Origin of the sequence: Amycolatopsis orientalis DSM 43388 (assembly GCF_000411975.1) — a bacterium.
In the GTDB taxonomy this organism is placed as follows: domain Bacteria; phylum Actinomycetota; class Actinomycetes; order Mycobacteriales; family Pseudonocardiaceae; genus Amycolatopsis; species Amycolatopsis orientalis_D.
This window is the reverse complement of record NZ_ASXG01000196.1, coordinates 228,214-254,296: the sequence shown is the minus strand read 5'-3', so window position 1 is coordinate 254,296 and position 26,083 is coordinate 228,214. Positions and strand designations below refer to the sequence as shown.

General features: G+C 69.3%; 25 protein-coding genes. 11 read left to right on the top strand and 14 right to left on the bottom strand.

Annotated elements, in window-relative coordinates:
* Positions 1-69: 69 nt before the first annotated feature.
* The 3 genes from L942_RS41185 to L942_RS41175 form a co-directional block, all read right to left on the bottom strand.
* Entirely contained in the window at positions 70-1,569 is a 1,500-nt protein-coding gene (locus L942_RS41185) for a long-chain-fatty-acid--CoA ligase (protein WP_037370787.1), read from the bottom strand.
* Between the two features lie 54 nt (positions 1,570-1,623).
* On the bottom strand, positions 1,624-3,087 hold the full coding sequence (locus L942_RS41180; RefSeq protein ID WP_051166590.1) for an APC family permease: 1,464 nt from the start codon (positions 3,085-3,087) through the stop codon (positions 1,624-1,626).
* Between the two features lie 378 nt (positions 3,088-3,465).
* Entirely contained in the window at positions 3,466-4,125 is a 660-nt protein-coding gene (locus L942_RS41175; protein ID WP_200863085.1) for a TetR/AcrR family transcriptional regulator, read from the bottom strand.
* A gap of 207 nt (positions 4,126-4,332) precedes the next feature.
* Here L942_RS41175 and L942_RS44065 point away from each other — a divergent pair, with 207 nt between their 5' ends.
* The 7 genes from L942_RS44065 to L942_RS41140 all read left to right on the top strand — a co-directional run bounded on the left by L942_RS44065 (position 4,333) and on the right by L942_RS41140 (position 11,125).
* Complete coding sequence (locus tag L942_RS44065; protein ID WP_051166589.1) at positions 4,333-5,634, top strand: FAD-dependent oxidoreductase; 1,302 nt, start codon at positions 4,333-4,335, stop codon at positions 5,632-5,634.
* A complete protein-coding gene (locus L942_RS45155; protein ID WP_037370786.1) occupies positions 5,631-6,083 on the top strand; it encodes a flavodoxin domain-containing protein in 453 nt (150 codons plus the stop codon). Before L942_RS44065 ends, L942_RS45155 begins: the two co-directional genes overlap by 4 nt.
* A gap of 91 nt (positions 6,084-6,174) precedes the next feature.
* Complete coding sequence (locus L942_RS41160; protein ID WP_037370785.1) at positions 6,175-7,644, top strand: APC family permease; 1,470 nt, start codon at positions 6,175-6,177, stop codon at positions 7,642-7,644.
* A 35-nt stretch (positions 7,645-7,679) separates the two neighbouring features.
* Entirely contained in the window at positions 7,680-8,885 is a 1,206-nt protein-coding gene (locus L942_RS41155; protein ID WP_037370784.1) for a cytochrome P450, read from the top strand.
* A gap of 20 nt (positions 8,886-8,905) precedes the next feature.
* Complete coding sequence (locus L942_RS41150) at positions 8,906-9,262, top strand: cupin domain-containing protein (RefSeq protein ID WP_200863084.1); 357 nt, start codon at positions 8,906-8,908, stop codon at positions 9,260-9,262.
* Positions 9,263-9,536: 274 nt separating this feature from the next.
* Positions 9,537-10,262 carry a TetR/AcrR family transcriptional regulator gene (locus tag L942_RS41145; RefSeq protein ID WP_063695851.1) on the top strand — a complete coding sequence of 242 codons (726 nt, stop codon included), beginning with the start codon at positions 9,537-9,539 and terminating at the stop codon, positions 10,260-10,262.
* A gap of 11 nt (positions 10,263-10,273) precedes the next feature.
* Positions 10,274-11,125, top strand: a complete 852-nt coding sequence (locus L942_RS41140) for a patatin-like phospholipase family protein (RefSeq protein ID WP_037370783.1) — start codon at positions 10,274-10,276, stop codon at positions 11,123-11,125.
* A 132-nt stretch (positions 11,126-11,257) separates the two neighbouring features.
* Here the strand turns inward: L942_RS41140 and L942_RS41135 are convergent, their stop codons facing one another.
* Genes L942_RS41135 through L942_RS41125 form a run of 3 tightly spaced genes read right to left on the bottom strand, consistent with a single transcriptional unit; the run spans position 11,258 to position 14,724 of the window.
* Entirely contained in the window at positions 11,258-12,619 is a 1,362-nt protein-coding gene (locus L942_RS41135) for an aldehyde dehydrogenase family protein (RefSeq protein ID WP_037370782.1), read from the bottom strand.
* Complete coding sequence (locus L942_RS41130) at positions 12,616-13,344, bottom strand: gamma-glutamyl-gamma-aminobutyrate hydrolase family protein (RefSeq protein ID WP_037370781.1); 729 nt, start codon at positions 13,342-13,344, stop codon at positions 12,616-12,618. Before L942_RS41130 ends, L942_RS41135 begins: the two co-directional genes overlap by 4 nt.
* Positions 13,345-13,350: 6 nt before the next feature.
* The gene (locus tag L942_RS41125; protein WP_037370780.1) at positions 13,351-14,724 is read right to left on the bottom strand and encodes an aminotransferase family protein; all 1,374 of its coding nucleotides are present in this window, start codon (positions 14,722-14,724) and stop codon (positions 13,351-13,353) included.
* 189 nt (positions 14,725-14,913) lie between these two features.
* On the opposite strand from L942_RS41125, the gene L942_RS41120 reads away from it, so the two are divergent.
* Positions 14,914-16,224, top strand: coding sequence for a glutamine synthetase family protein (locus L942_RS41120; RefSeq protein ID WP_037370779.1), 1,311 nt, complete (start codon positions 14,914-14,916; stop codon positions 16,222-16,224).
* A 33-nt stretch (positions 16,225-16,257) separates the two neighbouring features.
* Complete coding sequence (locus L942_RS41115) at positions 16,258-17,043, top strand: FadR/GntR family transcriptional regulator (protein WP_081655433.1); 786 nt, start codon at positions 16,258-16,260, stop codon at positions 17,041-17,043.
* 89 nt (positions 17,044-17,132) lie between these two features.
* Here L942_RS41115 and L942_RS41110 read toward each other — a convergent pair whose 3' ends face one another.
* The 8 genes from L942_RS41110 to L942_RS41075 form a co-directional block, all read right to left on the bottom strand.
* Complete coding sequence (locus tag L942_RS41110; RefSeq protein WP_037370777.1) at positions 17,133-17,525, bottom strand: AAA family ATPase; 393 nt, start codon at positions 17,523-17,525, stop codon at positions 17,133-17,135.
* A gap of 213 nt (positions 17,526-17,738) precedes the next feature.
* A complete protein-coding gene (locus tag L942_RS41105) occupies positions 17,739-17,939 on the bottom strand; it encodes a ferredoxin (protein ID WP_037370776.1) in 201 nt (66 codons plus the stop codon).
* The gene (locus L942_RS41100) at positions 17,936-18,616 is read right to left on the bottom strand and encodes a TetR/AcrR family transcriptional regulator (protein ID WP_235079656.1); all 681 of its coding nucleotides are present in this window, start codon (positions 18,614-18,616) and stop codon (positions 17,936-17,938) included. Before L942_RS41100 ends, L942_RS41105 begins: the two co-directional genes overlap by 4 nt.
* Before the next feature lie 5 nt (positions 18,617-18,621).
* The gene (locus tag L942_RS41095; protein WP_037370774.1) at positions 18,622-19,842 is read right to left on the bottom strand and encodes a cytochrome P450; all 1,221 of its coding nucleotides are present in this window, start codon (positions 19,840-19,842) and stop codon (positions 18,622-18,624) included.
* Positions 19,843-19,988: 146 nt separating this feature from the next.
* Entirely contained in the window at positions 19,989-21,608 is a 1,620-nt protein-coding gene (locus L942_RS41090; RefSeq protein ID WP_037370773.1) for an AMP-binding protein, read from the bottom strand.
* A gap of 13 nt (positions 21,609-21,621) precedes the next feature.
* Entirely contained in the window at positions 21,622-22,362 is a 741-nt protein-coding gene (locus L942_RS41085; protein ID WP_037370772.1) for an SDR family NAD(P)-dependent oxidoreductase, read from the bottom strand.
* Between the two features lie 17 nt (positions 22,363-22,379).
* Positions 22,380-23,528, bottom strand: coding sequence for an acyl-CoA dehydrogenase family protein (locus L942_RS41080; RefSeq protein ID WP_037370771.1), 1,149 nt, complete (start codon positions 23,526-23,528; stop codon positions 22,380-22,382).
* A 10-nt stretch (positions 23,529-23,538) separates the two neighbouring features.
* Positions 23,539-24,372, bottom strand: coding sequence for an enoyl-CoA hydratase/isomerase family protein (locus L942_RS41075; protein WP_200863083.1), 834 nt, complete (start codon positions 24,370-24,372; stop codon positions 23,539-23,541).
* Positions 24,373-24,495: 123 nt separating this feature from the next.
* Between L942_RS41075 and L942_RS41070 the strand changes: the two genes are divergently transcribed.
* Together L942_RS41070 and L942_RS41065 are read left to right on the top strand one after the other, a co-directional pair.
* Positions 24,496-25,167: a TetR/AcrR family transcriptional regulator gene (locus L942_RS41070; RefSeq protein ID WP_037370769.1), complete on the top strand. Its 672-nt coding sequence runs from the start codon at positions 24,496-24,498 to the stop codon at positions 25,165-25,167.
* A gap of 229 nt (positions 25,168-25,396) precedes the next feature.
* On the top strand, positions 25,397-26,083 hold the full coding sequence (locus L942_RS41065; protein ID WP_037370768.1) for a GntR family transcriptional regulator: 687 nt from the start codon (positions 25,397-25,399) through the stop codon (positions 26,081-26,083).

Genomic DNA, 26,083 nt, shown 5'->3' with positions numbered 1-26,083 from the left:
CGGACAATGGGATCCTCCTTGTTTGTCCAACTCCACGAGGGATCAGAGGCGTTTGACCACGCTCAACGCTCAATCAGGCCTATCGGCGCCTGCCATGCTTTGGACCTCGCGGCGCAGAATCTTCCCGGTCGGTCCTTTGGGAAGCGAGTCGAGCAGCCACACCGTCCTCGGATACTTGTAGGCAGCAAGTCTTGCTTTGACGAAAGACCTAAGCTCTTCCGGGGAAACCACGCAGTCCTGCTTGAGTGCCACCGCAGCTGCGACGTCTTCGCCGAGTTCGGGATGCGGCACCCCGACGACAGCTGCCTCGGCCACGGCAGGGTGCTCGTAGAGCACTTCTTCCACCTCGCGCGGGTAGACGTTGTAGCCACCGCGGATGATGATGTCCTTCTTCCGGTCGACAATCGTGAGATAGCCGTCGGCATCTTTGGTCGCAATGTCCCCCGAACGGAACCAGCCGTCGGGTATCGCGGCGGCCGTGTCACCAGGTCGCCCCCAATAGCCCGCCATCACGTTCTCGCCTCGGATCGCGATCTCGCCGGGAACACCTTCAGCAACGTCCTCGCCGTGCTCGTCGACGACCCGCACCTCGCATCCCCGTATGGCGACGCCGATCGTGCCGGCGCGCCGCTCCTGTCCGGGATGGTTGAAACACGCAACGGGAGATGTCTCGGACAGGCCATAGCCCTCGAGGATCTCGCAGCCGAAGCGCTTCTCGAATTCAGCCAAGACCTCGACTGGCATGGGCGCTCCCCCGCTGATGCAGGTGCGGAGCGAACTCAGGTCGGCCTCAGCGCCCTCGGCGCAGTTCAGCATGGCGGCATACATTGTCGGAACGCCCTCGAAAACGGTCACCCGGTCTCGTTTGATCACCTGAAGCGCCTTGGCCGCATCGAAGCGAGACATGAGGGTGAGGCAGGAGCCGGCGAGAACCGAGGCGTTGAGGCCGCACGTCAAGCCGAACACGTGGAACAGCGGCAAGCAACCCATGACGGTGTCTTGGGCGCTGGTCTGAAGCAACGTCTCGACCGTCGTGGCCGCGTTCGAGGACAGGTTCCGATGGGTGAGTTCAGCACCTTTGGGCCTGCCCGTCGTCCCCGACGTATAGAGGATCACCGCCGTGTCGTCCTCAAGGCGAGGAACAGGTTCCGCAGTTCCGCTTCCCGGAGAGTCCGGACCAGTGACCGGGACCGCAATCGCGTCGATGCCGAGTTCATCGGAAGCGACCGCCACCGCCTCGGTTCCTTCGGTCGAGTGGTAGACCACCATGGCTGCGGAGTCTCTCAGGTAGTAGTCGACCTCGCGACGCTTTAACAGCGGGTTCATCGGGACTACCACCGCTCCTGCCAACAGGGCGCCGTAGAAGACAACCGGAAATGCGGGGACGTTGGGCAGGGAAACCGCGACGCGATCGCCCGCTTCGACTCCGCGCCGGGCCAGGTCGCACGCGATCGCGGAGGCGGCCGTGTACAGGTCGGCGTACGTGAGCACAAACTCGTCCAGTTTCACCGCTGGCCGGTCGGGCGACAGCCGGGCTGTCCTGACGAGGTTCGCAGCTAGGTTGGTCATTGGTTCTCCACTGCTCAATCGGTCGGGTCGTCACCTGGCCGGTCGTGGATGAATTCACTCTTGGCGACCGATGCGCGCGAAGACATCTGGCCGCCACCGCTTGTAGATGGTGGCGAGGATGACGCCGAGCACGAGCGCGCCGTAAAGGCCCCCGAGCATCACCATCGCGAGCGTCTTCGATCCTCCGATCATCAGATCGAAGTTTTTGGTCGCCATCACGACGGAAAGACCTAGGGCGACGATCGACAGAATCGGGCAAACGATCGAGTTGAAGAAAGTCGCTCCGACACCGGTGTTCCGCCGGAGGAACACCGGCACGGCGATCGCGGTCAGAAGGAGCAGAAGCAGCAGCGCGTAGCTGTAGACGCCGACGAAGTGGGCATAGAACAAATGGGGATCAGAGCCAGAGATCGTGAATGGGACGAGCACAGCAAGGACAGCCAGGCCTACCAACGCAGACGCGACGTGGGGGGACCCGTGCTTGCGGTGAGCGCGACCGACGGAGCGGTGGATGATGCCATCGGCGCCCAGGCTGTACAAGTAGCGCCCGGTGATGTTGTGGGCCGCCAAGCTGACGGCGAAGCTGCTGGTTACCAACAGGACTTCGGCGATGTGCATCGCCCAGGTGCCGACGTAGCCCTGAATGCTGGCCAACGCGGCGTTGCTGCCTCCGACGGCCGACAGGACCGCTTCTCCTCCGTAGGCGTTGATGAAGATCAAGGTCGAGATGCCGAAGAACACCGCGACCACGCCGATCACGATGTAGGTCGCCATCGGGATGGTGCGGTCCGGGTCGCGGACCTCCTCGCGGAAGACGAGCGTCGCCTCGAATCCGCCGAAGAGGCCGACCCCGAGCATGAGCGCCAGACCGAGCGACCCGGAGAACACATGGTGGGCCGAAAGCGGCTGGAGCGACAGGGCGTGGATCCCCAACCGGCCGACGACCGCGATGTCGTATGCGGCGACCAGGACCAGCTCAGCGACCAGGAAGACCGTCAGCACCTTCGCGGACACGTCCATCCGGAAGTGCCCGAGAACCGTCACCGCGACGAACGCTCCCAGCGTCCACAGCCACCACGCGATCGAAGGACCATGGAACAGGTCTGTGCACAACGACTTGAGCGAGATGCCGATCAGCACGTAGATGCCGACCAGCGTGAAGTAGTAACAGATCAGCGCGACGAACGACGACCCCAAGCCGACGCGACGTCCGAGCCCGCGGGTGATGAAGGAGTAGAAGCCGCCGGGATTCGGCACGTGCTTCGCCATCGCGAGCAGACCGACGGCGAACAGCGCCAGGACGACCCCGGCCGCCAAGTAGGCCACCGGGGTGCCCAGACCGTTTCCGAGCAGGATCGCGACCGGCGTGTATGCGAGGAACGCGACGATCGGGGCCTGAAAGGCCATGACCGTGAACACCAGGTGCGGAACCCCCAGGTTCCCTTTCAGCTTGCTGGTGACGACCGGCGTGGTCTCGCTCGTTTCTGCGTAACCGGTTGAATCAATCGTGCCGTCCATGACGGTTCCTTCGCGTTCAGGGAGACTGCAACGGTGGGACAGGTCGCGCGGCGAAACCCACCCCCTGCCTGTTGGCTTCTTGGCGCTCCAGCGCTTCGCGCTTTGTCTCCGGCAAGCATCGCTTCATCGAGCCAACTCAGCCGTCTTTTGAACGCGTGACGCGACTCGGGTCGTATTAGTTAAGGCGACCGACGCCTGCGATGTCAACGCTTAGGCGAGTTTCGATCCCATGAGGTCTGAGCTGTCAGCACGTGGCACAGCCGTGACTGGCATATGCCCTGACCATGCAGCACTTGCCACGAACCGGCGGCGGACGACCGGCGGGTTGCCGACGCGCTCGCGGCCGGACACCGCCGTCGCCCTCAGCCGGTCGGCGGGCTACTTCCCCGCGTGCGCGGCAAAGAACTGGGTCAGCATCAACCGCGCCTGGTCGATGACGGCGGGGTCGCCGTCCTCGTCGTCGGTGAAGGCGAACTGGGCGAGCCGTTCGAGAGCGTGCAGGGCGACGCTGCAGTGCAGGCGGGTCAGTCCGTCGAACTTGGGGGCGTGCCGGCGGAACTGGTCCAGGACGCGGCCGGCCCAGTCGTCGATGCAGAGTTCGTCGAGGGCGCGGACGCGCTGGGTGAGGTTCTGCCGGACCCACAGCTCGCGCACCAAGGGCGTGCGGTGCTCCTCGGCGTAGTAGTCCACGAGGATGTCGACGATCTCGTTCCACCGGCGTCCCCGCCGGGCGTCCAGCGCCTGCTGGAAGGTCGCCGTGGAATCCTTCATCTGCCGGTAGCAAAGCTCGTCGAGCACGTGCTCCGGCGATTCGAAGAAGGCGTAGAAGGAGCCCCGGCTGACGCCCGTCCGGTCCAGCAGGAGGGTCGGCGAGCCGATCACCGCCTCGAACCCGCTGTCCTGCACCAGCTCGGCCGCGGCTTCGAGAATCTGTTCCACCACGGCCCGCGAACGCTCCTGCACGGGCTGCTTGCGCAGGCCGCCGTCCGCTCGTTCGTACCAGACGAGATCCGCTGTCCGAGACCTGGACCGTGGCACCGGCGCTCCTTCTCCTCCCGGCCGTCGTCCGGCCGAATGCCTCCCGATTTGCCGGAGTTTACCTGCGCGTGGCACGAAGGAGCGCTCGGCTGCGCCGCTCGCCGGTGGACACGAGGCGAGCCATGTATTAACCTGCCTCAAACGCGACTGTGGTCGCGTCTTCAATCCCGATTCAAGTCAGTTTCCACGCGCGGCAAGGGTGGCGGCATGATCGGAACACAATCCCCGCACGACTTCCCCTACGACCCCGGCGGCCCGAGAGCGCTGGCGGTCGCCATCGTCGGCAGCGGCCCCGCCGGGTGCTACACCGCCCAGTTCCTGGCGAAGAGCCTGCCGGGCGCGGAAATCACCGTCTTCGAGGCACTGCCCGCGCCCTACGGGCTGGTCCGCTACGGCGTGGCCGCCGACCACCAGGGCGCCAAGGGGGTGGCCCGGCAGTTCGACCGGCTGTTCACCGGCGACGGCGTCCGGTTCGCGGGCAATGTGGCAGTGGGCCGGGATGTCGAATTCGCCCGTATCGCGGCGAATTTCGACGTGGTGGTGCTGGCGACCGGCCTTCCCGGCGACCGCCAGCTCGAGGTGCCCAGGGACCCGCGCGCCCGCGTGGTCGGGGCGGGCGCACTGCTGCGCGCGCTGAACGGCTTCCCTCGGGACCTGGCTCCGCCTTGCGCGCCGCTGGGTTCGGAGGTCGCGGTGGTGGGCATGGGCAACGTAGCCGTCGACGTGCTCCGGTTGCTCGCCAAAGACGACACGGCGCTCACCGGATCGGACATCGACGACGAAGCACTCAGGCAGGTTCGCCCCGCACCGCCGAAAACCATCGTCGTGCTCGCGAGATCCGGGGTGTCGCAGGCGAAATGCGACCCCGCGATGCTCCGCGAACTGGTGAGCTTGCCCGGCATCGACCTCGCAGTGTCCGGAATGGACGAACGAGACGAGGGTCCGGTGGCGGACGTGCTGCGCCCGTTCGCCACCGCACCGCCAAGCGGGCGCGGCCGCACGCGGATCACGTTCCACTTCGGACTCGAACCCGAGCGGATCGCCAGCCGGGAGGGCCGCGCCGTGCTCGCCGCGCGAAGGCGGGACTCGGCGCGGGAAGAGTTCGAGGCGGACACCGTCGTCACCGCGATCGGGTTCACCCGCGGCGACGCCGAGGACGAAACCGTCCCCCAGGACGACTGGGCCGGCAGCCACGTCTACCGCGTGGGCTGGCTCAGCCGGGGCGCGCAGGGCACGATCGCCCGCAACCGCAAGGACGCGCAGCAGGTCGCCCGGCGCATCGCCGAGGACTGCGCGGCCGGGCGGCTCCGGCCGGAGAAGGACGGTTTCCGGGCATTGACGGAACTGATCGACCACCGGATGGTGGATTTCCGCGCCTGGCAACGGATCGAGGCCGCGGAACACCGCTCGGCGGCGCCCGGGCGGTGCCGCCGGAAGATCACCGACCTGGGGCGCATGCTGGCCGTCGCCACGGGACTGGACGACCGCGAAAGGAAGGAATCCGCGTGAGCAAGCTCAGCATCCTCTTCGGCACCGAAACAGGGAACGCCGAAATGGTGGCCGAAGACCTCGCCGCCGCGCTGGCGGGAAACGGAATCGACACGGAGGTCTCCGGCATGGAGGACTGCGCGGCGGAGGACCTCGCCGGCCAGGACGTGCTCCTGATCGTCTCCACGTACGGAGAGGGCGAACTCCCCGAATCCGCAGCGCCGTTCTTCGAGGCACTCGAGCACCGCGAGCCGGACCTGTCCTCGGTGCGGTTCGCGGCGTTCGGACTGGGAGACAGCACCTACGACACGTACAACAACGGAATCGCCACGCTCGTCGCGAAGTTCACCGCACTCGGCGCCACCCAGATCGGCGCCACCGGCTACCACGACGCGGACAGCGGACTGAACCCGTCCGACGTCGCGATCGACTGGGCGGGCACGGTGTTCGCGCCCGTCGCGCAGGCCTGACCGGCCGCGGAGAAGACGCCGTGCACCGCGGGGGGCGGGCACGCAGAACGCTGGATACCCGAGCACTCACCTCGTTCCGGAGGCACCCGCCATGAGTGACGCCACCCCCTACGCCACCCCGCCCGACCTCGCCGCCGGCGACGGCGAACCCCGGCACCGGCTGTCCGGCCGCATGGGCGTCAGTTCGCTGATGCTGACCGTGCTGGCCTTCTCCGCGCCGATCGCCGTCGTCGCCGGATTCATCCCCTTCACCATCACCTACGGCGGGGAAGGAGCCACGTTCGCCTTCATCCTCACGACCGTGCTTCTGCTGCTGTTCGCCGCGGGGTACGTGACGATGGCGAAACGGATCCCGAAACCGGGCTCGTTCTACGCCTTCATCAGCGCGGGCCTGGGAAAGGTCGCCGGACTGGGCTCCGCCCTTCTCGCCGTCGTGTCCTACCTGCTGATGCTCGGCGGCTGTTTCGTGTTCATCGGGCTCACCGCCTCGGAGCTCGTCGCGAGCATGCACGGACCGCACACCCCGTGGTGGCTCTGGGGCGTCGTCTCGTGGCTGCTCGTGAGCGTCCTGTGCTACTTCCACATCGAGTTGTCCGCGAAGATCCTCAGCGTCGCCATGGTGCTGGAGGTGACCATCGCGATGATCTTCAACATCGCCGTCGTGCTGCACGGCGGCGGACCCGAGGGTTTCTCGGCCACCCCGCTGAACCCGGCCGCGCTGGGCCGCGGGGACGTCGGGGTGACCATGCTGTTCGCGATCATGGTGTTCCTCGGTTTCGAAGCCACCGCGGTGTTCCGCGACGAGGTGCGCAGTCCGGACCGGACAGTGCCGAGGGCCACCTACGGCGCGGTGCTGTTCGTCGGAACCCTTTACACGGTTTCGTGTTACCTGCTCACCACCGCCTACGGCTCGGGCGCGGTCGACGCGGCGACGAACGACCCCAAATCGATGTTCCCCGCGGCCATCGGGCATTTCGTGGCCCCGTTCTTCACCCAGCTGACGTTCATGATGATCATCACCTCGGAGTTCGCCGCGGCGATCTCGGTGCACAACGTGGTCGCCCGCTACGTCTACAACCTCGGTTGCGACCGTGCGCTGCCCGCGTTCGTGGCACAGGTGCACCCGCGGCACGGTTCGCCGGCCCGCGCCTCCACGGTCGCCGCCGTCGTCATCGCGCTGATCCTGCTGCCGCTCGGGCTGAGCAACCCGAAAGGCGAGGGGCTGGACGCCCAGCTGTTCGGCCTCGCGACCGTGGGCATCCTGACCCTGATGGCTTCGGTCAGCGCCTCGGTGATCGTCTGGTTCGCGCGCAAGGGCGTCGGGCCGGAGGACAACAAGTTCAAGTGCTTCGTCGCACCGGCCGTCTCCACCGTGGCCCTCGGCGCCACCGTCGCCCTCGCCGTCTGGCATTTCGACCTGGTGGTCGGCGGCGCGCCCGGGCAGAACCTCGTGCTGCTGACCGTCCTCGCCGTCTCCGCGATCGTGGGCGCGGGATTCGCGCTCTACCTGCGCTCGGCCCGGCCGCGCGTGTACGCGGGCCTCGGCCGCTCGTCCGACTGACGCTGATTTTCGCGCCACTGGAAAGGAAATCCGCCATGGAAGCGCTCACCGCACAGCAAGACTGCCCGGAGGTCACCCGGTTCCTGCCGTGGACCGATCCGCGATTCCGCGCCGACCCTTACCCCTTCTACGCCAAGGCGCTCGCCGAAGCGCCGGTCTTGCGGGACGACTACGACGGCAGCTACGTGCTGACCAAGTACGAGGACCTGATGCACTACGGCCGGCTGCCCTCGGTGCGGATCGCCCCCGAATGGGAGAAGGCGGGCGCCTGGCGAGTGCTGCTGGACATGGCGCTGGGCAACGACGAGCCCGCGCACACCCGGCTGCGGCGCCAGACGAACAAGTGGTTCACTCCGAAGCGGGTCCGCGAGTGGGCCGTCGTGACCGCGGAAATCGCCGACGAGGTGCTCGACCGGATCGGTCCGGACGGCGCCGTCGACGGGTCCGACCTTGCCGCGGAGGTGGCGCACCGCGTGGTCTGCCGGGTCATGCAGGTCCCGTCCGACGGGTTCCAGGACGTCCGCGCGGTCATGCGCCGGGCGATGCTCATCCTCAGCGCCCGGCCCAGCCAGGACGACCACGCCGGCGCCGAGGCGGCGATGCGGAAGATGCGTGCCGACGCCGCCGGGCTGCTCGACTTCAAACGGGCGAATCCGGGCGACGGCTTGCTCGATTCCCTGCTGGCCGCGGAAACCCGGGGCGAAATGACCGCACCGGAAGTGCTGGCAACCACGCTGTTCTTCTACGTCGTCGGGCACATGGACGCCAGCTACCTGATGTCTTCGGGCCTGCACCTGTTCACCCGGAAGCCCGAGCTGTTCGAACGGTTCCGCGCCGACCCCTCGGCGCGGGAGGCCATGGTCGTCGAGCTCGCCCGCTACGACGCCCCCGAACCGGTGATCACCCGCACCACCACCGAAGACCTCGTCATCCGCGGCGTCCGCGTGCCCGCCGGCCGCTCGTTGCGCCTGATGACCGGGGCCGCCAACCACGACCCCGACGTGTTCCGCGACCCGGACGAATTCGATTTCACCCGGCCGCCGGAACAGAGCCGGAACCTGACCTTCAGCTTCGGCAGCCACGGCTGCCAGGGCCGGCTGCTCGCGGAGGCCGAGATCCGCGTCGTGTGGGAGCGGATCGCCGCCCGCTACTCGCGCGTCGAACTGGCCGCCGAGCCCGTCCTGCAGAACACCGACGCCTCCCGCCACTACTGCACCCTGCCGCTGCGGCTGCACCGCTGACCCGAAGAAAGGACGCGAAAATGACATCGACCGAATCTGTGCCGGCCGTGATCGTCTCCGACGCACGCGCCATCGAACTCGAGGACTGGGGTCCGCTCGCCGAAGCGACCGGCGAACCGATGCGCCAGCGGGGCAAGAAGCTCTGGACCGGCGAAGGAGTGCTGGAGGCCGGGCTCTGGGAGTGCGAACCGGGGCCGTCCCGGTGGCTCTTCGAGACCCACGAGTCCATCACCATGCTGTCGGGGCGGATGACCGTCACCGAAGACGGCGGCGAGCCGCGCGAGGTCAAGGCGGGCGACAGCGCGGTGTTCCCCCGCGGCTGGTCGGGAACCTGGGAGCTCCACGAGACCGTGTTCAAGTTCTACACCGCGTTCTGAGCACGCAGCTGGTCCGCGAACTGGGTTGTTCGGCGCCGCCGCGCCGTCCTGCGCACGGGCGATGAGCGACTACGGGTCCCCTGCCATCGGCAAGGGACCCGTCACTCGGCAGAGGCGGCTTCCTCTCCGCGGGCGAACGAGAAGGAAACCGCCGCAGCAAGCAACACGACTGTGGTTCGATCTGTAAACGCGACTCTCGTCCGGTATAGTGAGGGTAATCGCGCTGGGACCACGTGTTTGCCGGAAGCAGCGCTGGTCGGGAACGGGGGGCGAGATGGGGCGGACAGCGCGCCAGGCGGCCTGGCGGGACCCGCTCGCGGGGGGCCTGCGGAAGCTGCCGGTGCAGGAACGTTCGCGCGCGATGGTCGCGCAGGTGCTGGAGACGGCGGCCGAGCTGGTCGAGAACCTCGGCTACGAGGCGGTGGTCGGGTCCCCGACGCTGCTGCTGGAGAAATCGGGCGTGAGCCGGGGCTCCTTCTACGCGTTCTTCGAGTCGCCTGAGCGCGTCCTCGAAGAACTGTGCCATCGGCAGATGCGGACCTCGACCGAAGGCCTCGAACGCGTCCTGCGCGATCGGCCCGGCGCGCACTGGACCGAGATCGTCGACATCCTGATCGGCTACTACACCGACGAACACCGCAACCCGCTGATCCGGGAGCTGTGGGTGCGGCAGAACCTGACCGTGCGCATGCGCGAACTCGACGAGATCTACCTCGACGAGTGGGCCGGGCACCTGCTGCGGGAGTTCCGCCGGCACGCTCCCCTGTTCGCGGAATTGGACCGGCTGCACGTCAGCGTGGCGCTCCACGCGATCGAACGGCTCTTCCAGTTCGCGTTCACCGACCACGAGGACGGCGACCCGGACGTCATCGGCCAGGCCGCGTTCATGCTCACGCAGTTCTTCGCCGCGCACGCGAACGCCTCGCCGCCGGCGATCCGTCGTGCGAGGCGTCCCGTCCAGGATGATCTAGTGCAGATTGCCACCAGTTTCGCGAAGTGAGGAGTCGTCCGATGACCAACCCAGCCCAGTCCGTCTCGCGAGCTCTCGTGCTCGGCGGTGGCGGGGTGACCGGCATTGCCTGGGAGGTCGGTGTCCTGGCCGGGCTCAGCTCCCGGGGAATCGACTGGAGCAAGGCCGCTTCGGTGATCGGGACCTCGGCGGGATCGTTTGTCGGGACCGCGGTCGCCAGCGGCTACGACCTGGAGCGGCTGTTCGCCGCTCAGCTCGTGCCGGACGACAACGAGGTGGACGTCAAGGCGTCCGAATCCACGATGGCCGCTTGGTGGGACGCCCTCGCGCAAGGAGGCGACGATCCCCGCAAGGTCGGCGCGGCCATGGGGCGGATCTCCAAAGCGGACCCCGAGCCCGTGCCGAGGGCCACTCGCCGCCGGGTCGTCGAGTCGCGCCTGGTCGCCACCGACTGGCCCGCCAGTTTGAAGGTCACCGCCATCGACGCCGACACCGGCGAACTGCGGGTCTTCGACCAGCACTCCGGCGTGCCGCTGATCGACGCTGTCTCCGCCAGCGGCGCGGTCCCCGGCGTCTGGCCCCTGGAACGCTTCCAGGGCCGGTCGTGGGTCGACGGAGGCATGGTCTCCACCGCCAACGCGCGCCAGGCCGCCGGCCACGACCGGATTGTCGTCCTGGCGCCGATGCCCGCCGGCTACGGGCGCATTCCCGGTGCCGCCGAGGATGCGGAATTCTTGGCAGAGCGGGCCGAGGTGTGTCTCGTCGCACCGGACGAAGCGAGCGTCGAGGCGATCGGCCCCAACCCGTACGATCCCCAGCGCCGCGAGGCCGCCGCCCGGGCCGGCCGGACCCAGGGAGAGGCCCTGGCCGGCAAGATCTCGACGCTGTGGTGAGCCGCTGCGCCGCTCGCAGATTGCGGTGACCGGCGGCTGCGAGGTCCGCGAGGGGAACTGGCGGGCGTCGACGTCCCGCAAAGTTTCCCGCACGGACCTTCGCGGAGGAGACGCGGACCTCGCGAAACCGGGTTAACCGCCGGTGCTGAAAAAGACGTTCTTCACCTCCGTGTAGGCGTCCACCGCATCCGGCCCCAGCTCCCGGCCCAGACCCGACTGCTTGAACCCGCCGAAGGGCGTGCCGATCCGCACCGACGTGTAGGAGTTGACCGCGAGCGCGCCGGCGTCGATCGCGCGCGCGACCCGCAGCGAGCGGGCCGCGTCGGCGGTCCAGATCGAGCCGGCCAGGCCGTACACCGTGTCGTTGGCGCGGGCCACCGCCTCCTCCTCGGTGTCGAACGCCAGCACGGACACGACCGGGCCGAAGATTTCCTCCCGTGCGGCCGGGTGGTCGTCCTCGATCGGGTGCAGGACCGTGGGCGGGAACCAAAAGCCGGGACCGTCCGGCGCGGAGCCCCGGAACAGCACGGGCGCCCCGTCCACGTAGTCGCGGACCCGGCCGGCCTGCTGAGCCGACACGAGCGGGCCCATGTCCGTCTTCTCGTCCAGCGGATCGCCGACGACGATGTTCCCGACCGCCTTCTCCAGCTTGTCCAGAAAGGACTGCAGCGCCGGCCGCTGGACGAACACCCGGGACCGGGCGCAGCAGTCCTGCCCGGAGTTGCCGAAGACCGCTCCGGTCAGTCCGGCCGCGGCGGCGTCCAGGTCGGCGTCGGCGAAGACCAGGGACGCGGACTTCCCGCCCAGTTCCAGCGTGACGCGCTTGATGTTCTCCGCCGCGCGCCGGGCGATGTCCTTGCCGACCGCGGTGGAACCGGTGAACGCGATCTTGCCGATGCCCGGGTGCTCGACCATCGCGCGGCCGAGCGTCCGCCCCGGGCCGACGACCACGGTGAGCAGCCCGTCGGGCAAGCCGGCCTCGGCGGCGATCGCGGCGAGTTCGCGGGCGGTCAGCGGCGTCAGCTCGGCCGGTTTGAGCACGACGGCGTTGCCCGCGGCCAACGCCGGCGCCACTTTCCACGACGCGATGGTGAGCGGGAAGTTCCACGGCGTGATCAGCCCGACCACGCCGATGGGTTCGCGGAAGGTCATGTCGACCCCGCCGGAGACGGGGATGGTCTGGCCCAGCAGGCGCTCCGGCGCCGCGGCGTAGTAGCGGAACGTGGCCGCCGCCCCGGCGACCGCGCCGCGCGCGTCGGTGATCGGCATGCCGACGTTGCGGGATTCCAGCCGCGCCAAGCGTTCCGCGTGCTCTTCGATCTTCGCCGCGATAGCGAGAAGGACTTGCGCGCGATGCTGGGGTGCCGCGGCGGCCCACCGTTTCTGGGCTGTCGCGGCACGCTCCACAATGGAGTCCAGCTCGGCGGCTTCGGTGGTTTCGAGAGTGTCGAGCAGCCGTTCCGTGGCGGGCTCGAGTACGTCGAGAGTGGTCATGCGGGCTGGTCCTCCTTGGCCCGGTCCGCCGCGGCGGCGACGAAACCGGTCAGTGCGTGGGGCAGGTGCTCGACCTCGGGATGCCATTGGACGCCGAGGGCGTAGTGCCGTCCGGGGAATTCGATGGCTTCCGGGAGCCGGTCGGGGACGGACCGCGCGGTCACGACCGCGCCGGCCGCGACGACCTCGACCCCTTGGTGGTGATGGGAGTTCACGACCTGCAGGCCGCTTCCCGCGAGGGCGGCGGCGTGCGAATGCGGAACGACGTCGACCTCGTGGAAGGTCGCCTCGTCCAGCCGGCCGGGGCTGCGCCGGTGCTCGGCGAACCCGGCATCGGGCAGGTGCTGGTGCAGCGTGCCGCCCGCGGCGACGTTCAAGACCTGCATGCCGCGGCAGATCCCGAGCACGGGGAGGTCGCGGGCCAGCGCGGCGCGCGCCAGGGCGAGTTCGAAGGCGTCGCGCTCCGGGACGGTCGCTTCGGTCCGGCCGGACTTGGCGGCGCCGTACGTTTCCGGTTCGACGTCGACGCCTCCCAGGAGCAGCAGGCCGTCGATCCGGTCGAGCAAGGGTTCGAGGCCGGTGCCGGGAATCAGGCCGATCGGCACGCCTCCGGCGGCCTGGACCTTGGCGACGTACGTGCCGGGGACGAGCGCGGCGGGCTGCTCCCAGAACCCCCACCGCGCGGATTCGAAGGCCGCGCACAGGCCGATGACAGGCGTCGTCATGGCCGCTCAGGCGATCTCGTCGGCGAACTTGTGCTCCGCCTCGGTGAGGCACCGGTCGACGATCTCGATCGCGCGTTCGGCTTCTTCGCGGGTCAGGACGAACGGCGGCGCGAGGTGCAGCACGTCCCACACCCTGGTCACCAGGCCTTCCTCCTGGGTGCGCAGGCCGAGGAACTTGATGAAGGGATGGGAGGTGCCCCACGCCTGCCGGGTTTCCTTGTCGCGCACGAAATCGATGGCGCACAGCAGACCTTGGCCGCCGCGCACGTCGCCGACGGTCGGGTGGCTGCGCAGCCGCTGCGCCAGCTCGAACAGGTAGGCGCCCGTCTCGGCCGACCGCTCGACCAGGTGCTCCCGTTCCAGGATTTCGATGTTTTTCAGCGCGGCCGCGGCCGCGACGGCGTGGCCGCCGAAGGTGATCAGGTGGTTCAGCGCGCGGCCGGACGGACGGAAGTCGTCGAAAACCGACGAGCGCACCGCGACCGCCGCGATCGGGGCATAGCCGCTGGAAAGCCCCTTGGCCATGGTCATGATGTCCGGGACGACCCCGTAGTGCTCGGCGGCGAACAGCTTGCCGGTCCGGCCCCAGCCGGTGATGACCTCGTCCATGATGAGCAGCACGCCGTAGCGGTCGCAGATTTCGCGCAGCATCCGCCAGTAGACGGGTCCGGGCAGATGGGTCCCGTTGGCCACCGAGATCGGCTCGCCGATCACCGCCGCGACGTGCTCGGGCCCCTGAGCGAGGATTTCCTGTTCGACGTAGCGCGCGCACATGATGTCGCCCGCTTCGCCTTCGAGGCCGAAGTCGTTGCGGTAGTGATTCGGCGAGGGCACCTTGCTGACCCCGGCCATGAACGGCCCGAAATAGCCCTCGCTGGCACTGCCGGTCAGGCTGGCCGCGCCGAAAGTGGTGCCGTGGTAGGAACCGCGCCGCGCGATCACCTTGTACCGCTTGCCGAACCCGCGCAGCACCTGCACCTGTTTCGCGATCTTCAGCGCGCTCTCGACCGCTTCGGAACCGCCGGAGCAGAGGAACACGCGATCCAGGTCCCCCGGCGTCACCGAGCTGATCTTCTCGGCGAGCGCGATCGCCGCGGGGTTGGCGGCGTTGGACGCGGCCGTGTACGCGATCTTCTTGGCCTGGGCGGCCATCGCGTCGGCGATCTCCGTGCGTCCGTGGCCCGCGGCGACCACGAACAGTCCGGCGAGGCCGTCGAGGTAGGAATTGCCGCGGACGTCGATCAGCGTGGAGCCGTTGCCCTCGACGAACACCCGCAGGCCGCCGTGGGTCAGCTCGTCCCACTCGAGGTCGTTGCTGTGCGGCCACAGGTGCTCCAGCGCAGCGGATTCCAGTGGTTCCCGGTCATACGTCGCGGTCATCGGCCGGCTCCTTCGGATCGGAAGTCCACTCCCTAATTGGAGCGGCTAACACTCCTTTTGTAAGCCGCCGGCATGGCGAAGTCAACAGCTGACCCTTGTTGAACTAGAGGGCCTCTGTTACAAAAGGACCGTCCGATAATCCTTTTGGATCGGCGATCGACCGGTCCCGCGGCGAAGGGAACCCAAGGGATGGCTGCGTCCACGACGACTGCCGGACCGGCGGCCGAATTGCCTGCCGGCACCAGGTCGGTCCTGCTGTTGTTCCCCGACCTCCAGGGCGTCCTCCGCGGCAAAATGCTCGACCCCGCCCTCGTCGACACCCCGGCGGCGCGCACCGAGGGCCTGCCGACGACCGACCTCCTGCTCGCCGTCGACCCCCGTGACGAGCCGATCACCTCCTTGCCGACCGCAGGCATCCAGGGCGGCGCGAAAGACCTGCTGCTCAAGCCCGATTTCGCCACGCTTCGGCCGGTGCCGTGGTTCCCCGGGTGCCAGCTTCTGCTGGGCGATCTGCACGAGCCCGGCGGCCCGCCGTGCGACATCAGTCCCCGCCAGGTGCTGCGACGCGCCTTGAGCGCGCTGTCGGATCAGGGCTTGAGCATGAAAGCGGCGTTCGAGTTCGAGTTCCGCCTGTTCCGCCAGGACAGCTGGGAACCGGCGCGCACCGGGCTCAGCTACAGCCCTTCGGGCCTGGCGGAGGTCGCGGAGTTCATCGGCACGCTGCAGCGGTATGCCGAAGACCTCCGGCTCGGCCTGTGCGTCGTGCACACCGAAGGCGCTCCCGGCCTCGTCGAGGTCAACGTCGACCCGCAGGACGGCCTTGCCGCCGCCGACACCGCCGCACTCTTGCGGCTGGCCGCCGCCGAGGCGGCGCGGCGCAACGGCCTGCGCGCGAGCTTCCTGGCAAAACCCGTTGCGGGAGAAGAAGGATCGAGCGCACACGTGCATTTCTCGATGTGGGACGAGTCCGGCGGCAACACCCTCGCCGGAGCCGCCGCGGACCCGGAGGACGAGTTCTACCGCCGCGCCGCCTGGGGCGTGCTCACGAACCTGCCCGCGGCGAGCCTCGTCTACAACCCGAACATCAACTCCTACAAACGGCTCGTGCCCGGCTATTTCGCCCCGGTCACCGCCTCCTGCGGGACCGACGACCGTTCCTTCGCGTTGCGTGCGCTGCTCCGCGGCCCGTCGGGCAGCCGGTTCGAACTCCGCCGCCCGGGCGCGGACTGCAATCCCTACCTGACGCTCGCGGCGATCGCCGCGTCCGTGTGTTCCGGACTGACCTGCGAGCACGTCCCCAGCCGCGGACAGCTGGACCGGCACGACGCGCCGCTGCCGTCCAGTTTGGAGGGTGCCGTCACCGCGTTCGGTTCCCGCGACCCGGAACTGGACAAGGTGCTCGGCGGCGCGTTCTGCGAGCACTACCTGCGCACCCGCGAATGGGAACTGCGCGCCTGGCAGAACACCGTCACCGGCTGGGAACGGGAACGTTATGCCTGACCGGCGGGCCGTGCCGGTTGGTAGCATCGCCCGGTGCCCGAACGTCCGGTGAGCCAGTTGAGCGTCGTGGGGCCGGCAGCACGTGCGGCGGCGCTGCCGCCCCCGGGGGTCGACGCCAATCGCTACGTCGCCGACCTCGTCCGCCGGGAGATCCGCCTCGGACTGCTCCCGGCGGGCTCGGCGCTGCCGCCGGAACGCGAACTCGCGGAAGCCCTCGGGGTCGGACGCACGCCGGTCCAGCTGGCGTTCCGGCAGCTGAGGTCCGAAGGCCTGATCGAGCAACGGCGAGGACGCAACGGGGGCGCGTTCGTGCGCGGCGCCGGCGAAGACGAGCCGCGCTTCCACGACGTGATCGCCGAGGCAGTGCAGAACCGCGACGAGATCCGGCTGGCGATGGAATACCGGTGCCTGGTCGAGCCGGCCGCGGCGAAACTCGCGAGCGAACGCCGCACGGCCGCGGAGCTGGAAACCCTGCGGGCCGCGCACGAATCCCTGCAGCAGGCCGAAGACGACCCGTCGTTCATGCGGGACGACGCGGTCTTTCACCTCACCCTGGCCGCGATGACCGCCAACCCGTTCCTGATCCGGGGCATCGAGGATTCCCGGCAGTGCTGCCATCCCGCGCTGGCGCTGCTGCCCGAGGGCGGCACCTTCCACGAAGCCACCGTCGCGGAGCACCACGAGATCCTGGTCGCCGTGGAAGCCGGCGACTCCGAGGCCGCCGAGCGAGCCATGAAAGTGCACGTCGAACGGAGCATGTGGAGCGTGCAGAAGCTGCTCACCGCACTCGCGAAACGGCGTCGTCCCGCCGAACTGTAGGCGAGCCGCGCAATGGCGGCTCGGCTGTTGGTGGCGAACGCGAGGTCGTTGCGTGCGCCGGGCGGGGCGAGCCGGTCCTGTCCCAGCGGTCACAGTGAGAGCACCAGCACCGGCCCCGCCGCCGACAGCACTTCCGCCACCGCCCCCGCCAGCTCCGCCCGCCGCGGTTCCGGTCCCGGGGACATGCCCAGCGCCGCGCCCAACGCGGGCGGCACGGACCTCTCCGGCAACACCGGACCGAGCAGCTGGTGCAGACCCGCGAAAGCCAGCTCGGCCTCGAACTCCGTCCCCGCGGCCGACAGCACCCGCATCCCGCACGCGCGGGCATACGTCCCGGCGGCCTCCAGCAACGCCGTCTTGCCGACCCCAGCCTCCCCCGCCAGCCCGAGTGCCGCCGTCCTCGTCCGCGCGGCCTCGGCCACGCCGCGCACGAGCGCGAGCTCGCCCGAACGACCGGGAAGCCCGCCGGCCGGTTCGGTCATCGCGCCTGCCCTTCCCGGAGCCCCCGGCTGCCGCCCGCCAGTATCCCCCGCCCGCTGGTCCGGCGACCGTAACCGCCGCACGCCGGGCGCCGATTCAGTCATTCGACGTAGCCGCGAATTCCCCGGCTGCTGCGCCAACGGGTGAACCGGCGCCCGAGGACCGCCGCGCTCATCACCGCCGTCGTGCCGGACGGAGGAGGCAACAGCCTGAGGTCACGCGTTCTCGTTGACCGAGATCGCCGCCCCGGGGCAGACGCTGGCAGCTTCGCGAACAGTCGCGTGGAGTTCCTCGGCGGGGTGTTCGTCGAGCAGGAGCACGATGCCGTCGTCCTCGCGCTGGTCGAACACCTCCGGTGCGAGCAGCACGCAAGTGCCCGCACCACAGCACCGCTCCTCGTCCACGGTGACCTTCATCGGCGGTGTTTCCTTTCGTTCGGCGACGCGGTGACCGGTGCCTGCCACAACCCGATCAGGGCGTCGATCAAACCGGTGGCGGCCTCGGACCAGCCAGCCCGCGGGGTGGGCGTGTTCTCGGCGAGTGCGCGCTCGCGTTCAGCGGTGAGGTGGACCAGCAGGGTCCGGGTCATGTCGCTGCGCTCGGCGACCGCTTCCGGCGGCAGATCGGGCAGGCGCTGCCGCAGGCCGTCGACGATCCGCGCCAGCGACGGCGACGACAGCGACTCCTCGACGACGATCGGCCGCAACGTCGGATCGGCCATCGCCTGCTCGGCGAACCGGGCATACCAGGTCGGGCTGCCGAGCGCGGCCAGGTGCTCGGCGAGCGGGCGGACGAGGCAGTCGAGCCAGTCGCGCAACTCCGCGCTCTCTCCGATCTCGGCCAGCCTGCGCTGCCGCAACTCCTCGACCGCCGCGGAGTGCTTGCGCGCGATCGCGCGGACCAGATCGGCCTTCGTGCCGAAGTGGTAGCCGACCGCGGTGTTGTTGCCCTGCCCCGCGGCTTCGCTGACCTGCCGGTTGGACACGGCCAGAATGCCGTGCTCGGCGAAAAGGCGCTCCGCGGCGGCCAGGATCAGCTCCCGGGTCGCGTGCGCCCGCTCCGCCCGCACCGGCTTGTCGACGGCGTCGTTCACGGAACTCACCATCGCACAGGCAGTTCCCGCAGCCCGCCCACCGCCAGCCCCTCGATCCGGCGCAGCTCGGCCGCCGGGACCGCGAGCTCCAGCGACGGCAGCATCCGCAGCAGCACCTCCAGCGCCACCTGCAATTCCGTGCGCGCCAACGGCTGGCCCAGACACGCGTGCGCGCCCGCCCCGAACGCCAGATGCGGATTCGGACTGCGCCGCAGGTCCATCTCCGCAGCGGCCTCGAACGCGGTCTCGTCCCGGTTGGCCGCCGCCATGCTGCACATCGCCGTGGTGCCGCCGGGCAGCACCGTCCCGGCGACCTCCACGTCCTCGGTGAGATACCGCAGCATGCCCACGCCCGCGTTGGCGTCCCACCGCAGCGCTTCTTCCACCGCGGTCCGCACCAGCGACCGGTCCGCGAGCAGCTGCTCCCAGCGCGTCCGGTCGGCCAGCAGCATCGCGACCATCTTCGCGATCATGTTCGCCGTCGTCTCGTGGCCGGCGATCAGCAACCCGATCCCGGTCGCGGTCAGCAGCGCGTCCGGCCAGCGCTCGCCGTCCGCGTCGGTGTCCGTGATCAGCGCGCTGAGCAGATCCTCGCCCGGCTCCGCGCGCTTCGCCGCGATATGGGCACCCATGTACTCGCCGAATTCCCGTTGCGCCGCATCGAATTCCTCCTGCGTGTACCGGGTCATGCTCAGCATCACGTCGGACCAGTGCGCGAACCGGTCCCGATCAGCGTCCGGGACGCCGAGCATGTCGCAGATGACCCACACCGGCAGCGGAAACGCCAGCCCCGCCTTCAGATCCGCCGGAGCGCCCTTCGCGACCATCTCCCCGATCAGCTGCTCCGCCATCGCCGCGATCCCCGGCCGCAACGCGTTCATCCGCTTGGCCGTGAACCACTTCCCGACCGTCCGCCGCCAGTTCAGATGCGCCGCCCCGTGCTGCGGCATCACCGTCGCCATCTCGCTGTTGAACACCCCGCCGCTCTCGGTGTCGGCGACCCGGGCGGCGTTGTCCGCCGGAGTCGGCCGCGTGAACCGCCGATCCGACAACACCGCTTTGACGTCCGCGTAACCGGTGATCAGCGCTGCCTCGTCCCCGCTGGCCAGCTGGACCTTCGCGACCGGACACGCCGCACGGAACTCGGCCCACTCCGCCGGAGGCTCCAACGCGCCCGCTTGCTCGAAGGGAAACCGCGGCAACTCCTCGACGCCGCTCTCGGACATCGCAACCTCCTGCACGCAACCGGCAACCGCCACGATCATCGCCGACCACGGAGGTTAAGTCAATCAACTGACTTAACCAGTGCCGTCTGCCGAGCCCGGCACTCCCCCCTCCTGGACGAACCCACGCACCGCGACGAGGCAAGCGGTCACCCGGCCACCTGCTCGCGAAGCTGGAACTTCTGGACCTTGCCGCTCGCGGTCGTGGGGAGCGCGTCGAGCACGACCAGCTTCTCCGGCCAGTACTGCTTGGCGACGCCCTTCTCCGCGAGGAAAGTCTGCAGCTGCGCGAAGGTCAGCTCGGCGCCGGTCTTGAGCACGACGCAAGCGCAGGCCCGCTCCTGCAACCGCGGATCCGGCACGGCGACGACGGCGACCGCGTCGACGGACGGATGCTCGTAGAGCACGTTCTCGACGTAGGCCACCGGGATGTTCTCGCCGCCGCGGATGATCACGTCCTTGGTGCGTCCGGAGATGCGCAGGTAGCCGTCGGCGTCGAGGTACGCCAGGTCGCCGGTGTCGAACCAGTCGCCCCGGTCGTCGGCGGCGGGAACCATCTGCTGGCGGGCGAGGTCGAGGCGCTCGGCGTACCCGACGAACACGAAGGGCCCGCGCACCTGCAGCGCGCCCTCCTCGCCGGCGGGCCGCTCGACGCCCGCGGCGTCGACGACGCGGATCTCCATGCCGGGCCACGGGTAGCCGTCGGTCTCGATGATCTTGTCCGCGGGATCGCCCGGGATGCCGATCGTGACCAGGCCTTCCTCGGTCTGGCCCCAGCCGCCGACGACCACCAGCCCGGGCAGCTTCTGCTTCGCCTCGCGAACCATGGCACGCGGGATCGGTGCGCCCATGCAGCAAAAACGCACCAGGGAGGAGGTGTCGCGCTCGGCGAGGTTCGGCGCGGACACGAGGTCGTGCAGGTACGGGGTCGCGGCCGAGGTGTAGGTGATGCCGTGCCGTTCGACGAGGTCGACGAACGCGGCGGCGTCCCAGACGTCCTGCAGCACGCAGGTCGCGCCGGACTGGACGTTCAGCCGGGCGCCGTAGAGGAACCCGGTGAGGTGGGCGAGCGTCGAGGCCATGTGCAGCACCGAGCCGGGCCCGACGCCGAGCCGCGCGGGCAGCGGGTCGTTGGCCGCCACCATCGTGTTGTGGGTGTGCATCACGCCCTTCGGCTCGCCGGTCGTGCCGGAGGTGAAGATCAGGAGGGTGACGTCGTTGGGGTCCGGTCGCAGGTCCGGCAGCACTCCCGGGTCCGCGCCCTCGCCCGCGGCGACGACCCGGTCCCAGGACTCCTCGCCGAGCACGACCAGCTCGGGGTCGAAGTCCCAGTCCTTCGCGAGCCGCCGGATCATCGCGGGATAGTCGAAGCCGCGGAACTCGCGTGGCACCACGACGGCCTTCGGCTTCGCGAGGCCGACCATGAAGCCGACCTCGCGCTCGCGGTAGATGGGAATCAGCGGGTTGCTGATCGCGCCGATCCGGGTGGCGGCGTAGTGGACGACGATCCATTCGATCCAGTTCGGGAGCTGGAACGAGACGACGTCGCCGGTGCCGACTCCGCTCTCCCGCAGCCCGAGCGCGAAGGCGTCGGCCTCCGCCTTCAGCTCGGCGAAGGTGACCTGCCGCCGACTGTCGACGAACGCGATCTTGTCCGGTGTCGCGGCAGCGTGCTCGTCCAGGAAGTCCGTGATGACCAGGTCGCGCCAGTAACCGGCGGCGGTCTCGCGCGCGATCCGCTCGGGGGTGAGAAGGGTGTCGAAGGACATGGCTGCTCAGTCCTCAGCTCATCGTGAGGCCGCCGCTGACGCTGACGGTCTGGCCGGTGATGAAGGCCGCCTCGTCGGAGGCGAGGAAGGCGACGGCGTTCGCGAGGTCCTCGGGCTGGCCGAGCCGCTTGAGCGGGATCGCCTTCTTCAACGCCTCGCGCAGCTTCTCGCCGCCGATCGAGGCGAAAAGGGCGGTGTCGGTCGGACCGGGCGAGACGCAGTTGGCGGTGACGCCCGCTCGCGCCATCTCGCGCGCGATCGTCTTGGTGAACGCGATGACGCCGCCCTTCGCCGCGGAGTACACGGCCTCGCCGCTGGACCCGACGCGCCCGGAGTCCGAGCCGATGTTCACGACCCGGCCGTAGCCCTGCGCGGCCATGATCGGCAACACCTGGCGGCAGGTGTGGAGCTGGCCGTAGAGGTTGATCCGGATGATCCGGTCCCACGTCGCCGGCTCGGAGTCGACGAACGGCTCGGCCTTGTCCCAGCCGGCGTTGTTGACCAGCACGTCGACCCGGCCGAGCTCGTCGACCACCCGGTCCACCGTCGCCGCGACCGAGTCGCGGTCGGCGACGTCGGTGCGCAGGCCGAGCGAGCGGTTGCCGATCCGGCCGGCGGTCGCCTTGGCGGTCTCCTCGTTGATGTCGGTGACGACCACGGTCGCCCCCTCGGCGGCGAGCTTGGCGGCGATCGCCGCGCCGATGCCCTGGCCCGCGCCGGTGACGAGCGCGATCTTGTCGTCGAGCTTTCCCATGAGGATCTCCTTGCGAATCAGGGTGCGTAGGTGCGGCCGAGCAGGCTGCGGGAGATGACGAGCTTGGAGACCTGCGCGGTGCCGTCGCCGATCTCGAGCCCGATGACGTCGCGAAGTCGTTGCCCGACCTTGTGCTCGGTCGAGTAGCCGACATGGCCGAGCGTCAACAGGCACTGGTGGATGACCTCGGCGGCGAGCTTGGGCGCCCAGAATTTCGCCATCGCCGCCTCGGCGCTGTGCTCGAGACCGGTGTCCTTGCGCCACAACGCTTCGTAGCAAACGTGGCGCGCGCCGGAGACGTACGTCGCGCACTCGGCCAAGGGGAACGACACGCCCTGGAACGTGCCGATCGGCCGGCCGAACGCCTCCCGATCGCGAGACCACTGCACCGCCTCGTCGAGGCTCTGCTGCGCGGCCCCGAGGCAGAGCAGGCCGATGATCGCACGCGAGTAGTCGAACCCCTGCATGACCGAGACGAAGCCGCCGCCCTCCTTGCCGACCAGATCGGCTCGGGTCACCCGGACGCCGTCGAAGTGGATCGACGCGCGGCCGATGGCCCTGCCGCCGAGGTCGTCGAAGGGACTGCGGCTGATGCCGGGGTCGGCCAGGTCCACCCAGAAGGCGCTGACCCCGCGGGCTCCGGGACCGCCGGTGCGCGCGAGGACGACGGCGCGGTCGGCCGCCATGCCCAGGGTGATCGAGGTCTTCTCGCCGTGCAGCGTCCAGGCGTCCGAGCCGTCGGGCGCCGCCTGCAGGGAGAGGCTGGCCGCATCCGTGCCAGCGCCCGGCTCGGTGATCATGATGCACGGCACCGTCTCGCCGCACGCGATGCCCGGCAGCCACGCGCGTTTCTGCTCCTCGGTGCAGTTGCGCACCAGGATGTCACTGATCAGCGCCGTGTTGATGAGGAGGTAGCCCGCGTTGAAGTCGGCCCTCCCCACCTCCTCCGCGGCGATGCCGGCGATGACGGCGGTCGCCTCCTGGCCGCCGTACTGCTCGGGAATGCGAAGGCCGGTCAGGCCCATCTGCGCCATGGCCAGCGCGCACTGGCGGCGGAACTCCGCGGCCTTGTCGTCGGACTGGTAGTGCGGCGCGAGGACCTTCCCGGCCCACCGGCGCAACTCCGCGCGGAAGACCTCCTGGTCCTCGTCGAATCCGTAGTGCATGCCGGGCTCCTCAACGCCCGGCGGCGGACGCGGCGGCGCGGGCCGAAGGGAAGACCGGCTCCCGCTTCTCGCGGAGCGCGGTGTAGCCCTCGACGACGTCGGGGCTCATGAAGCAGAGCATCTCGTAGGCCGCCGACTGGTCGAAGATCGGCGCGGCCTGGCGCAGCCAGCTGTTGAGCGTGCGTTTCGTGTACCGGATCGCCTGCTGGGCACCAGTCGCCATGACCTGCGCGACCCGCAGCGCCTCGTCGAGCACCTCGTCCCGGGGCAGCGCCTTGCTGACCAGCCCGATGCGCTCGGCCTCCGCTCCGGTCAGCATCTCGCCGGTCATCAGGTAGTAGCGCGACTTGGCCATCCCGCAGAGCAGCGGCCAGATGATCGCGGCGTGGTCGCCGGCCGCGACACCGAGCTTGACGTGGCCGTCGCCGAGTTTGGCGTCCTCGGCCATGATCGAGATGTCGGAAAGGATGCCGACGACCGTGCCCGCGCCGACCGAGACGCCGTTGATCGCGGAGACGATCGGCTTCTCGCAGTTGACGATGCGGTAGACGAGGTCGCTCATCTCGCGGAGCATGCGGTCGACCCGCTCGTGGTCGCCCGCGAGCCGCTCGACCATCGACAGGTCGCCGCCCGCGCTGAACGCCTTGCCCGCGCCGGTGATCACGGCGACCCGGGTCTCCGCGTCGTCCGAGACGTCGCGGAAAACCCGGGCGAGCTCGCCGTGCATCCGCTCGTCGGTGGCGTTGTACTTCTCGGGCCGGTTCATCGTGATGAGCAGGACGCCGTTGTCGCGGCGCTCGAAGGTCAGCTGCTCGTAGTCGTCGAAGTGCACGGGGCCTCGCATCCCTGGGAGACTGAATATATGTTCACTCGAGATGAATATAGGTTCACTCCTCGGGGCGTGTCAACGGCCCCGGACCGCATCCGTTCTCTAGAATGAATCCGCATTCACGTCGAAGGAGCTCCCATGGCGAACGCCGCACCGTCCGCGGACCCGCAGGACGCGGCCCGGCGCACACTGGCCGAGCACCGCTCGCGTCAGCTCTTGAAGGCCGCCGCCCGGCTCATGGAACGGGAGGGCTCCGAGGCCGTCTCCATGCAGGCCCTGGCGAAGGAGGCCGGGGTCAGCGTCGGCCTCATCTACCGCTACTTCGGCAGCAAGGACGACATCCTCCTCGCCGTCATCATCGACGTGCTCGACGCGTTCGCGACCGAGGTCCCGGCCGCGGTGCACGAAGCCGGCGCCGATCCGGTCCGCCGGCTGGCGGCCGCCTTCACCGCGTACTGCCGGGTCATCGACGCCCACCGCCATGCCGCCGTTCTGACCTATCGCGAGTCCAAGTCGCTCGACGAGGCCGGGCGGAACCGAATCAAGCAGCTCGAGGTCGACACGAGCGAGCCGCTGCGGGCCGCCGTCCGCGACGGCGTCAAGGCCGGAAAACTGGTGGCCGACGACCCCGATCTGGTCGCCTACAACCTGTTGCTGCTCGCGCACGCCTGGGCGCTGAAGCATTGGTACTTCGAGCAGACGAAGACCCTCGAGTCCTACATCCGAAACCAGCTCGCACTCGCCCTGCGCGCCATCCTCGCCGACGGCGTCGACGGCGAGTACGCCGACCTGCTTTCCCCCGAGCGCTGAACCCCTCAACGGAATCCACCTCGCATCGATTGCGCGGTCGACGGATCCGGCGCGACACGCGAGGTAACCGGCGACCCACACGGCTGGAACCGGAGTCTCGCGAATGCTGGCACAAGGCGACGGGTGAAATGAAGCCCGACTGCCTGCCCCGCACCAGGTTTCGGGGCCAGCCCTTACCGGCGGGCTAAGATCGGGCGATCGGACGACACGTGTGGGAGGTTTGCCCGCGATGACGGTGGACAAGGCGCAGGACTCGCGCACGGACAGCGCGGATCCCGGTGCCACCCGGACAGCGCGGGCCTACCACGATCTCCGCGAGCTGATCCTGTCCGGGCAGTACGCTCCCGACGCCCGGCTCACCGAAGCCGACCTCACCAGCCGCCTTGAGGTGTCGCGCGGCACGATCCGGTCGGTGCTCGCCCGCCTCGCGCAGGAGGGGTACGTCACCGCGGAGGCGAACCGCAGTGCGCGGACGCGGTCGTTTTCCGAGGACGAGGCGATCGAGATCCTCGAGACCCGCGAGATCCTGGAGGCCGCGCTGGCCGCGAAGGCGGCCGAGCGTGCTACCGACGAGGACATCGCGGAGATGACCGCGACCTGCGAGCGGATGTGGGCGGGCCGGGAATCCGACGGGCGGGACGAGTACTCCGCGCTCAACCGTTCCTTCCACGAGCAGGTGCGCCGAGCGGCGCGGCAGGCGACGCTCACCCGGTTCGTCGACAGCCTGCTGTATCCGCTGGTGCTGCGACAGTACCGCGACATGGACCGCTCGCGGCCGCGGGCGACGGTCGTCCACGAGCACGAAGCGATCCTCGCCGGCATCGTCACGCACAACCCGGAGGCGGCGGCCGCGGCGATGCGTCATCACCTGTCCGCGGTCCGCCGTGCTCTCCAGTTGAAATTCGCCGGCGAGTAG